Consider the following 11400-nt stretch of genomic DNA (forward strand, 5'->3'; position numbering starts at 1 on the left):
GTAATTATTGTATTTTTTATAGAAAAATAAAAATTCAGGCTTTTTCCTAATGTTAAAATAATCCTAATTGCTCCCCTGTTGTGCCATCACCAGATTCTGGAAAATCAATTTCTTCTGGCGCTATCAGCTTCGGTGTTTGAGTGCTAGTATCTTTATTAGCCGAAGGTTCATCCAATTGTTTCACAGGCGTTTCTACAATTTTGGGTGCCAAAGGTGTAATATGCTGAACTTTAAAAGTAGATAATTTACTTCCTATCGCTTTCCAACCTCGTACTTCTGCTATTTCATCCAGATTGACTTCTTCTTTAATAATTCCAGATTGATTATCTTTTTTATAAGACATTTCGATGCGTGGATATACGTCAACACTAGCAAAAGTCAGCTTAGAACCTTTTTCGTCCGAAATAAACAAGAATTTTTTATCAATCGTGGTTGTCTCTATCCTGAAACGTTTTACATAATACAATTTAGACCCACCATCATAGTAAAGAGCCGTAATAATACCATCTGGAATAAATTTGGTCAACGAAACAATATCTTTTGACTCATAGCGGTTTGTTAACTCAAAATTTGTCAATTCATATTGCCCATCTTTATAGATAACCAAGATATTATCTTTGGCATCAAAATTACCCAGATATTTACCATGCTCATCACGATTGAGTCGCCCTACATTTTCGTCGTAGTAGATATCTACACCTCCTAAAGTGGAAAGTCCAGCAGATTTTAAGGTGATTTTTCTAATAGGATATTTCGTTAATAAATTACCCATCGAATCACGCCCTTTGATAAGCAACTCTTTGAAATCATATTCAAATTGCTTGACTCTAGCAGTACTAGAGGCCGTCAAATTTATTTGAATGGTTTCTGCCTCTCCATTTTCATTGGCTGTGAAGTATAGAATTTTTGATTTAGGATTACCTGCCGTTAAATCATATTCGCGGTCACGCGTAACAGCTGTAACCTTGAAACGTTTTACATATGAAATCCCTGTTTTTCCATCAAAATAGACTAAATTATATACTTTTCTATCATCATTCTTTTTGAAAACGGATGCATAAATAATGTCTTTTCCAACAAATACCTTTTCTTGTACTTTGGTCACGACACAGCGCCCGTCTTGTCTGAAAACGATGATATCATCAATATCCGAGCAATCCATCACATACTCCTCTTTTTTCAAACCATAACCAATAAAGCCACCTACACGGTCGACATATAGTTTCTGGTTGGCCGCTGCCACAACAGCCGCTGAAATAGTATTGAAGTTTCTGATTTCAGTTCTACGCTCACGACCTTTACCGTGTTTTTTCAGGATATTTTTGAAATAATCTATGGAGTAGCGAATGATGTTCGCAAGATTATCCAATACCTCGGCCAACTCTTCCTGTAAGCGTTTCATGGCTTCATCTGCCTTGAAACCGTCATACTTAGAAATACGTTTGATACGGATTTCTAATAATCTTAAAATATCTTCTTCAACTATTTCTCTGTAAAATTCGGGTTTGTAAGGCTCCAATGCTTTATCAACTGTAGCAATTACATCTTCAAATGTCTCGCATTCTTCAATTTGGCGATAAATACGATTTTCAATAAAGATTTTTTCAAGAGAACTGAATAATAACTTCTCCATCAATTCATCTCTACGTATTTCTAACTCGCGTTCTAACAGTTTTACAGTTTGTTGGGTACAAACTTTTAACACTTCAGAAACCCCCACAAAGTGAGGTTTATCGGCAATGATTACACAGGCATTAGGAGAGATTGAAATCTCACAATCTGTAAAAGCATACAAAGCATCAATCGTTACATCTGGAGAAACCCCTGGTGCAAGCTGTACTTGTATTTCTACTTCTTTAGCAGTGTTATCAATTACTTTTTTGATTTTTATTTTCCCCGCATCATTCGCTTTGATGATAGACTCAATCAAATTGGTGGTAGTAGTAGAGAACGGAATATCCTTAATTACTAAGGTTTTCTTATCAAATTCTTCAATTTTAGCCCTTACTCTAATTTTCCCCCCACGATGACCATCTTGATAATTGGAAACATCTATTGACCCACCAGTCAAAAAGTCAGGGTATATTTCAAAAGGTTTGTTTTTTAGAATCGCTATGGAGGCTTCAATCAACTCAACAAAATTATGAGGCATAATTTTGGTTGAAAGCCCAACAGCAATACCTTCAACGCCATGTGCTAAAAGTAAAGGGAATTTTACCGGAAGGGCGACTGGCTCACGTTTACGACCATCATAAGAAAGTTGCCATTCGGTCGTCTGAGGGTTAAAGATTACATCAAGGGCAAATTTTGAGAGCCTAACTTCAATATAACGAGCAGCAGCAGCACCATCGCCAGTACGATAGTCTCCCCAGTTTCCTTGACAATCAAATACTAAATCTTTCTGACCTAGGTTAACCATGGCTTCATTAATAGAAGCATCACCATGAGGGTGATATTGCATCGTTTGTCCAATTACATTCGCAACCTTGTTGAAACGACCATCGTCCATTTCTTTTAGTGCGTGTAATATACGGCGCTGAACAGGTTTTAATCCATCCTCAATTGCAGGTACAGCTCTTTCTAAAATTACATAAGAAGCATATTCTAAAAACCAGTTTTCATACAATCCTGCTACAGCGACTTGCTGATGAAGGGCATCGTCTTGGGGATTATCGTTTGTGTTCTCTTCTAAATTTTCAGGCAGACTTTCGTTTTCCATTGACACTTATTTTACTTCTCTTCGTATTTTGTGGTATTTCAAAACCCTAATTTACATAAAAAAAGCTAAGAAAAAGCATCTGATACTGATAACATCAATGAATTAATATAACTCAAACGTTATAACAGATTATAAATATTACCTCCTAATTGGGCTGAAATAAGTTAAGAAACCTTGATTAAATGATGAAAATTAACGAACAGTAATAGTTTGAGGAGTAAAATGACAAACCAGTTGATTATTTATTTTTTGAATAATACCTATTTGATAAGTGTTTTTTTCAAAAGAATCGAGCATGACAGAAGTACTAAATCCTTTTGTGAAGTAAGGTTCCAATTGCATGAATCTTCGTCTGCCAGACTTTTGATGAAGGACAGGATAGATATACGTATTTTCGGAGGATTTGAAGACCACAAAAGCCTGACCGTCATAGGGTAGGGTAGTATTTTTTAACATTACTTTTGGTAAGTAATGTGATTCTTTAGCGTCTAACATCAATAACGAATCTTTTGATACCACAAGGTTATACTGACTTGAAGAATCTGGTATTTGGTTAGCAGTATTGAAAATGCTTGGTTGTAAAAAGTTGTCAGGAAAAACACTTACACCATTTTGAAAAGATTGTGCCAAAACATCTCTGATATTTCTATTAAATGATGCTGCGTTTTCTATTGTGATTTTATCCTGTTGATAATTGAATGCTTCAGCTTGATTTAAATAATTGATATAGATGATTCGGTCGAAATTTTGATACCAAGAAAAAGCATTAAATACTATCCCTATTATTAAAAAACTACCAACAATTGATCTTTTAAAGGTAGGTAAGTAATACAATAAGGTACAGTAGAATAATACAAAAAGAATAAATGAGTTATGTAAATACCTATTAGCGAAACTAGATTCCAGTCCCGACCAAGACCTACTCAAAGTGACCAAAAGTGCTGTGATGGTAAAGAATATGAAATAGGCTAACAAAAAATGACCATTTACCGATGAATCTTTTACTTGAATGGTTGAATATTTTTTGCTGAATAAAGTTAACGTTTCGTGATAGGTCAATCTTAGGTTAAAAAATAGCAAGGTGACAAATACAATAAACCCAAGTGCGATTGCTTGATAATATGTTTCTAATCTGTGTGAAATAATAGAAACAAAACTTCCCCAAAAACCACCAAAACATAGCGCTAACCTCGTTGGGTCGCTTAAACTACCTGCTAGATTTGAGTTCTGTCCGTTCTGATACCCCCAAAAGTAAATCACGGCGACAAAAATCATTAGGCATATCCAAATAATTAATTGCTTAACCCTTTTTTGAAAAAGAAGAATTAAGGCAACTACGGGAAAACTAAACAAGCCATTCCCATGTGTAAAGGTCAAGACAAAGACTAATATTATGGAAACCCAAAAGTATTTTGGGGAGAAAAAGCAAACACTATAAAACAAAAGCATCGCCCAGAAAATATTGCCAACTTGTTGTAATGTCGAAATCGTCCAAAGATAATTATCGGTAGACGCAGGCTGGAATATGATAAAGGCAATGGGTACAACATAGATGATGCTAAGTTTTAACCTTTTTATGAACAAGCTAAATATTATAAAAATGCCCAAGTAGTATAAAGTAGCTACGGTGTTCAAAACTTTCCAGTCGATATGACCTTGTAAATAGCAATCTATCAGTACAAAAAGCCTTGGAAAAACAATACGGTGTTCGTTATGTAAACTCCAAAGTGCTTGTAGCTTTTCATGGAAGGTTAATAAATGATTATAAGCAGTATTTACGAAACTGAGGAGGTGGTAATCGTCCTGAAAAAAGAAATTGAATGAGTAGGAATAACAAACAATGTAATAAATACCAACAATTAGAATAATTGAAAGGTATGCTATTGAATTAACAAAAACTGCGGGCTTTTTTAGCATCATAGGTACTTAGCTTAGGAATAGTTTACATAAAATTAACGATAGTAAGGAAATGCAGTGTTATAGAGGTATTATTATACTTAAATAGATTCAACGACATCTATTAATTCAGCAATCATCATGGCTGTAGCTCCCCATACAGTATGTTCTTGGATATTATAAAAGGGTGCATCTACTTCAATACCTCTCACATTAATAATTGTCCTGCCAATAATACTAGGGTTTAACATCTCCTCTAAGGATACTTCCACTACCTTATCCACTTCACGGGCATCAGGATAAAAATCGGGCTTATGAGGGATAAATCCTATGACTGGCTGTACATAGAAATTGGAAGCAGGAATAAAAAGCTTGGTGAGTGTCCCTAAAACTTTTACATCAGTCAGGCGCACCCCAATTTCTTCTTGAGCTTCCCTCATGGCAGTTCTTACAAGATTTTCATCTTCTTTTTCTGCTCTACCTCCCGGAAAGGCCATTTGTCCTCCATGTACTCCATCATATTGTGGACGAAGTATCAGGGGAATGTATATATTATTATTGTGAGGATAAAATAAAATTAAAACTGCGCTTTCTCTTGTTCGTTCGCTCGGTGAAGGCATCTTCAATTTTAACCTTGAATCAGAAAGCATTTTTTCATGAGCAATTCTTCCGGGTAAAGGTTCTTGAAGCCGTTTTTTTATTTTTTCAGTAAAGGGTACAAAACCTATCATAGGCATTTGTATTTTAAAGGTTAGACTACCGCTGACAAATTATATAATCTTTCCGTTAAATTAAGGATGATATTTAATTAGTAAATTAACATTAAATTTATCATACAAATTAATTTTTAGCATAATTTTCAATCAATTTTTCAGCACAACGCTCACCATCCATTGCAGCCGACATGATTCCTCCTGCATAACCAGCACCTTCGCCACAAGGATATAGCCTCTTTATTGTTAGATGTTCTAAATTTTCTTTGTCTCTCGGAATACGAACAGGAGAGGATGTTCTACTTTCAATTCCAATGATTTGCCCTTGGTTAGAAGCATAATTCCTCATTTTTTTGCCAAATTGTTGTAGTCCATCTTGCAAAGGTTTTCCGATAAAATCTGGAAGTACCTCAAGCATATCAATTGATTGTAAACCCGGCTGATAAGATGTTTCTAGCAGGTTTTTGGATGTATGTTGCTTGATAAAGTCATGGACTAGTTGTGCAGGTGCAGTTTGACCTCCGCCTGTCATTTGACAAGCTTTTTGTTCAAGTTCTCTTTGTAATTGCAAGCCTGCCAAGGCTCCGTATTCCTTATATGGCAAAACGTCTATTTCATTGATAGCTACTACCATGCCTGAATTAGCAAAATGGGAATCACGACGAGAAGGCGACATGCCGTTTACAACCAATTCACCAGGGGCTGTGGCTGCGGGAACAATAAATCCACCCGGACACATACAAAACGAAAATACGCCCCTTTGAACGCCTTTATGAAAGGTTTGGGCTACCAGACTATAGGAAGCCGCAGGCAAATATTTTCCGCGGTCTTTACAATTGTATTGCAATGAATCTATCAAAGATTGAGGATGTTCAATCCTTACACCCATTGCATAAGGTTTTGATTCAATCAATACATCTCTTTTCTGACATAATTCAAAAATATCTCTGGCTGAGTGACCAGTTGCTAAAATTACACCAATACCTGAAATCTCTCTGCCATCCTCTAAAACAACGCCTCTGATTTCCTTTTGTTGAATAATAAAGTCAACTACTTTGGTATTGAAATGTACTTCTCCACCAGCCTTTAGGATACTTTCTCTGAGCTCAGCAACTAGCTGTGGTAATTTATTCGTACCTATATGAGGGTGAGCATCCACTAGTATTTCTTCAGTAGCACCATGAGCCACGAAAATTTCTAGTACCCTACGAATATCCCCTCTTTTTTTACTTCGAGTATAAAGTTTTCCGTCAGAATATGTACCTGCTCCACCTTCGCCAAAGCAATAGTTTGATTCTGGATTTACAATATGTTCTTTATTGATAGCCGCTAAGTCTCTTCTTCTGGTCCTAACATCTTTGCCACGTTCTAATAGAATAGGTTTTACACCCAGCTCAATCATTCTTAGTGCAGCGAACAAGCCCGCAGGGCCTGCACCAACGATGATAGCTTGTTGAGCCTTAGAAACATCCTGATAGTTTTTCTGAAATGCTATTCTTGAAGGAGGTGTTTCATCCAAGAATACTTCCGCTTCTATATTTACCTTTACTTGTCGACCACGGGCGTCAATAGACCTCTTTAATGGACGAATAATGGCATCAGCATCAGCAGGAAAATGTAATAATTGGCTTAAATGATTTTTGAAGTTTTCTTGGTCAAAAGCTATTTCTGGCTCTAAAACTAATGATACATGTTTTTTCATGATTGTAAGGTATTTATCCTTAAATGAATAATAAAATCTTTATAATAATGTTATTTGAATGATGTATTCACAAAAGACAATAAAAATCCCGTAAGGTATTTGCATAGAAAAATACTTACGGGATAGAGAAAATCTTATTTAAAAGGAATGAATTCCATATTAATCGGTACTGTTACTCCTGCATAAACAATGTTATTTCTTAATATCATTTTTTGCTTAGTAAGTGAAACAACATTAAAAGTGCCATCTAATCCTTGTATATTGATTTTTAGCTTTGTATCATTCTCGATTAACTCCCAAGACCCATAGGCCTGTGCCTGCTTAGAAACTTTATCATATGAACGCACCATGAATGTTTTATCAAAAACATACGTAAGTTCTCCAATCAATTTTGAATTTCCTCCAAATAATGTAGGGTCAACCACAGTACCATCAGTAGTAGTAAAGCGGTCAACTTGCCATTCAGAAGATTGAATAACGGTAACTTTGGACTCGGTAGGGTTAACATTATTATCAGAGCAAGCAAAAGTAACAAATGCAAAAAGGCTTAATAAGAGGAAATTCTTTAGTTTCATGTTGTTGGGAGTTTAAAAATTCAAGAATCGAATTTTTCTTTAGCAAAGTTAATTGTTTTCTTCCGAAATTGCCAGAAGTTATACTTTGAACACTATTAAAATACATTAAAGAAACGTGCAAAATAGGTCTTTTATTACATTATTCTGTTTACTATTTGGTCGATTAGCGATTGCTCAATCCGACTGCCAACCTAGTTTTCAGTACACACCATCTACTCAGAATGGTGTAATTAATTGGGGACAGTTTCCTGAGTTTTCATTGCCATTTAAAATTGTCTATAATGGACCTAGATTCAAAGATGCCGACCATCTTCCTCTGAAACATGGCTTTACACATTTGGCGAATTTTACAGCGGCAGATGTTAATTTACCCCAACAAAATAGAGCAATTCTGTGGGGTGGCGTAGCCAGTTTGGCAGGTCAGCCTTGGTATGAAATAGAAAGCCCTTGGGCAAATGATTTAACCAAATACAAGCAGAAATGGACTGACGATATGAAAGGAATGGCGGGGCTTTTTACCGATACACAAGGAAAAGCAATGCCCAATTTAGATATTCTGATGTTGGATATAGAACGAGAAATTCCTACTGATCCAAGTATTCGGGGCTTAAAAAGCAACCAAAGTATTCCTGCTCAATACCGTGCTTTATCTGACATTGATTTTACCGAACGCTACAAGCGTGATTTATCAAAGCTCTATGCTGAACCAATTACTTACCTTCAGCAAAATAGCATTCCTTCCACAACCAATTTTGCTTCATATTCAGATGCTCCGATAAAAAATACGGAATTTCCCTTAAATTATACTTGGCAAGAATGGCTGACGAGCGATAAGGTGTTGAATTATTATATGAAAGATACAATTACCAACCAAACAGGAGGGAAGTTCTATCAACAAAATACCTTTTTAGCTCCATCGGCTTATTTTTGTTATGAATATAGCTCATTGCCTTATCCCAACATAGCGTATCAATTATTTCAAATTGAAGCCAATGTTGCTCGAAGTAACAAAGACGTAATGTTGTTTCAATGGCTCACTTATAACAAATGTCAGCCAAGTTCTACTTATGGTTTTAATGTCAATATAAAAAAATACTTAGCCGAGGCACAAGGCATTTTCCCTTTTTTCTCGGGAGCTAAAGGGCTTTGGCTGTGGGAAGGGCCATCTACACCCGATAATGTCAATTACTCAATCTATGAATCTTATATTTATGGATTATACAGACTATCTCAGTTCAAAGACTTCTTTACAGGTAATTATCGTCTAGTAATTCCTAAAACCGCTTATGACCATTTTAAAGATCAAGATGCTGTTTGGAGAGGGGTTGTGAAAGGGAATGAAATTTTGATTGCTGCCATAAACGAATTTGCAAGTGATGGAGCTACAACAGAATTAACCGTTCGTTATGGAGATTGGTCACAAAAAATCACTTTAAAAGGTAAAGAGACTTTTCTGTGTAAGTTTACCTTGCCAGATTTACAAAACAACTATGTGCTTTATCCTAACCCAAGCAATGGTAAATATACCTTTGAATATTATGGAGAAGGTTACCTGAAGGGCGATTTTAAAATTTTCGATGCCTTGGGTAGGGAAGTGCATTCAGAGAACTATACTCCAGCCTCAAGTTATATTTCAAGGAAAAAAGAATTTGACTTAAAGCAACCTTCGGGGACTTATATATTGAAATATGTAGAAGGAGAGAAGAGTATTATCAAAAAAATTATTATTAATCAATGAACAGATTAGCCCACGAAACATCACCATATTTATTACAACATGCTCAGAACCCTGTGGATTGGTTTCCTTGGGGAAAAGAAGCACTTGATAAGGCGAAAGCAGAAAATAAACCTATTTTGGTAAGCATTGGTTATTCTGCTTGTCATTGGTGTCATGTCATGGAGCATGAATGTTTTGAAAAAGAAGAAGTAGCAGAGGTAATGAACCGCTATTTTATCAATATAAAAGTAGATAGAGAAGAGCGTCCTGATGTAGATGCAGTGTATATGGATGCCGTACAGGCGATGGGCGTACATGGAGGTTGGCCCTTGAATGTTTTTTTAATGCCTGATGGTAAACCGTTTTATGGAGGAACATATTTCCCTAAGCCCAATTGGTTGAAATTATTGCAAGCAGTAGATACGGGCTTTAAAAATAGCCAACAAGAACTACAGAAGTCGGCAGAAGGTTTTACTCAGAATATGTTGTTTAAAGATTCTGAAAAATATGGATTGGTACCTGAAAGCGAGATATTCACCAAAGATGATTTGAAAGTAATGGCAGAAAAACTGTCGAGTACTTTTGATGACGTATGGGGTGGGTTTGAAAGAAGTCCGAAGTTTCCGATGCCCTCTATTTGGGCTTATTTATTGAGATATGTGCATGAAACTAAAGACAAAGCAATCTTGCATCATGTTCAACTTACCCTTAATAGAATGGCGATGGGGGGGATTTATGACCAATTAGGAGGAGGGTTTGCTCGGTATTCTGTAGATGGCGAATGGTTTTGTCCTCATTTTGAAAAAATGTTGTATGACAATGGACAATTAGTGAGCTTATATTCAGAAGCCTACTCTTTAACAGGAGTAGCGTTGTATAAAGAAGTTGTCTATGAAACAATCGCTTGGTTAACCCGTGAAATGACCAATGAAGAAGGCGGGTTTTATTCAGCTTTAGATGCCGATTCAGAAGGAGTGGAGGGAAAATATTATGTATGGACCAAAACTGAAATAGAACAAATTTTAGGAAAAGATGCAGAGGCTTTTTGCAAAAATTATCAAGTAACAAAAGCAGGGAACTGGGAACATGGCGTAAATATTCTGTGGAAAGACCAGCCTAGTTTGAATGCAGATTTTAAAGAGCAAATAACAAAGCTTAATGCTGTAAGAAATACGCGAATCCGTCCCGGATTGGATGATAAAATACTTTGTTCATGGAATAGCTTGATGTTAAAAGGCTTAATAGATGCTTATAGGGCATTTGGTGACGAGAGTTTTTTAACGTTAGCGATTCAAAATGCTAATTTTATTAAAGATAAGTTTATCGTAGGGGAACAATTGATGCATAGCTACAAAAACGGAGAAACCAAGATTATGGGCTTCTTGGAAGATTATGCTACGTTGATTGATGCTTATCTGAATTTGTATCAGGCTACTTTTGAAGAAAACTGGTTGCATTATGCCGAAAAACTTACATTGTATGCCTATGAAAATTTCTGGGATGAAGAGGATGAATTGTTTTTCTTCACAGATAAAAATGCCGAAGAGTTGATAGCACGCAAAAAAGAAATTTTTGATAATGTAGTGCCGAGTTCCAATTCAATAATGGCAAGAAACCTATATACTTTAGGGCTTATTTTGGAAAGAGAAGACTTCGGATTATTATCAAAATTGATGCTCTCCAAAATGAAAAATCTGTTGTTGAAAAATGTAGATTATCTGACTAATTGGGCTTGTTTTGCTACCCAAATGGTCTCTAAAACACCAGAAATAGCCATTGTAGGGGATGATTTCCTAACTTTTAGAAAACAAATAGATCAACAATTTTTCCCTAACAAAGTGTTGACAGGAACTGCTACTGAAAGCCAATTGCCTTTATTGCAACATAGAACGACAAAAGAAGGAGAAACGCTAATTTTTGTATGTTATGATAAAACTTGTCAATTACCAGTAAAGACAGTAGAGGAGGCTTGGGAACAGATTGTTTAATACAGAAGAATAAAAAATATTAGAAGTATGTAATATGTTATAAATGAGGTTATTAAATTTTATTTTTTCCTATTAGCAGGTGACTTAAGT

General features: G+C 35.7%; 7 protein-coding genes. 2 read left to right on the plus strand and 5 right to left on the minus strand.

Features of this window, described 5'->3' with window-relative positions; translation table 11 throughout:
• Window positions 1-52 precede the first annotated feature (52 nt).
• From AC07XN_RS20520 to AC07XN_RS20540, 5 genes are all read right to left on the minus strand, one after another.
• On the minus strand, window positions 53-2719 hold the full coding sequence (locus AC07XN_RS20520) for a DNA gyrase/topoisomerase IV subunit A (RefSeq protein ID WP_494744395.1): 2667 nt from the start codon (window positions 2717-2719) through the stop codon (window positions 53-55).
• 192 nt (window positions 2720-2911) lie between these two features.
• Window positions 2912-4639 (minus strand): hypothetical protein, encoded by a 1728-nt coding sequence (locus AC07XN_RS20525; protein ID WP_494744396.1) that lies wholly within the window; start codon window positions 4637-4639, stop codon window positions 2912-2914.
• A gap of 77 nt (window positions 4640-4716) precedes the next feature.
• Window positions 4717-5352 carry an NUDIX hydrolase gene (locus tag AC07XN_RS20530; protein WP_409014228.1) on the minus strand — a complete coding sequence of 212 codons (636 nt, stop codon included), beginning with the start codon at window positions 5350-5352 and terminating at the stop codon, window positions 4717-4719.
• 103 nt (window positions 5353-5455) lie between these two features.
• Window positions 5456-7030, minus strand: coding sequence for an NAD(P)/FAD-dependent oxidoreductase (locus tag AC07XN_RS20535; protein ID WP_494744397.1), 1575 nt, complete (start codon window positions 7028-7030; stop codon window positions 5456-5458).
• Window positions 7031-7164: 134 nt separating this feature from the next.
• Window positions 7165-7605, minus strand: coding sequence for a hypothetical protein (locus AC07XN_RS20540; protein WP_309916090.1), 441 nt, complete (start codon window positions 7603-7605; stop codon window positions 7165-7167).
• Window positions 7606-7720: 115 nt separating this feature from the next.
• Between AC07XN_RS20540 and AC07XN_RS20545 the strand changes: the two genes are divergently transcribed.
• Window positions 7721-9343, plus strand: coding sequence for a T9SS type A sorting domain-containing protein (locus tag AC07XN_RS20545; RefSeq protein WP_494744398.1), 1623 nt, complete (start codon window positions 7721-7723; stop codon window positions 9341-9343).
• On the plus strand, window positions 9340-11310 hold the full coding sequence (locus tag AC07XN_RS20550) for a thioredoxin domain-containing protein (protein WP_494744399.1): 1971 nt from the start codon (window positions 9340-9342) through the stop codon (window positions 11308-11310). The genes AC07XN_RS20545 and AC07XN_RS20550 overlap by 4 nt, the downstream gene beginning before the upstream one ends.
• Window positions 11311-11400 lie beyond the last annotated feature (90 nt).

The organism is Arcicella sp. GW458-12-2-14-TSB2 (assembly GCF_059423785.1).

Coding starts and splice junctions, on each gene's coding strand:
- AC07XN_RS20520 (WP_494744395.1), bottom strand. CDS start 2,719: ATGGAAAACGAAAGTCTGCCTGAAAATTTAGAAGAGAACACAAACGAT.
- AC07XN_RS20530 (WP_409014228.1), bottom strand. CDS start 5,352: ATGCCTATGATAGGTTTTGTACCCTTTACTGAAAAAATAAAAAAACGG.
- AC07XN_RS20550 (WP_494744399.1), top strand. CDS start 9,340: ATGAACAGATTAGCCCACGAAACATCACCATATTTATTACAACATGCT.
- AC07XN_RS20540 (WP_309916090.1), bottom strand. CDS start 7,605: ATGAAACTAAAGAATTTCCTCTTATTAAGCCTTTTTGCATTTGTTACT.
- AC07XN_RS20535 (WP_494744397.1), bottom strand. CDS start 7,030: ATGAAAAAACATGTATCATTAGTTTTAGAGCCAGAAATAGCTTTTGAC.
- AC07XN_RS20525 (WP_494744396.1), bottom strand. CDS start 4,639: ATGATGCTAAAAAAGCCCGCAGTTTTTGTTAATTCAATAGCATACCTT.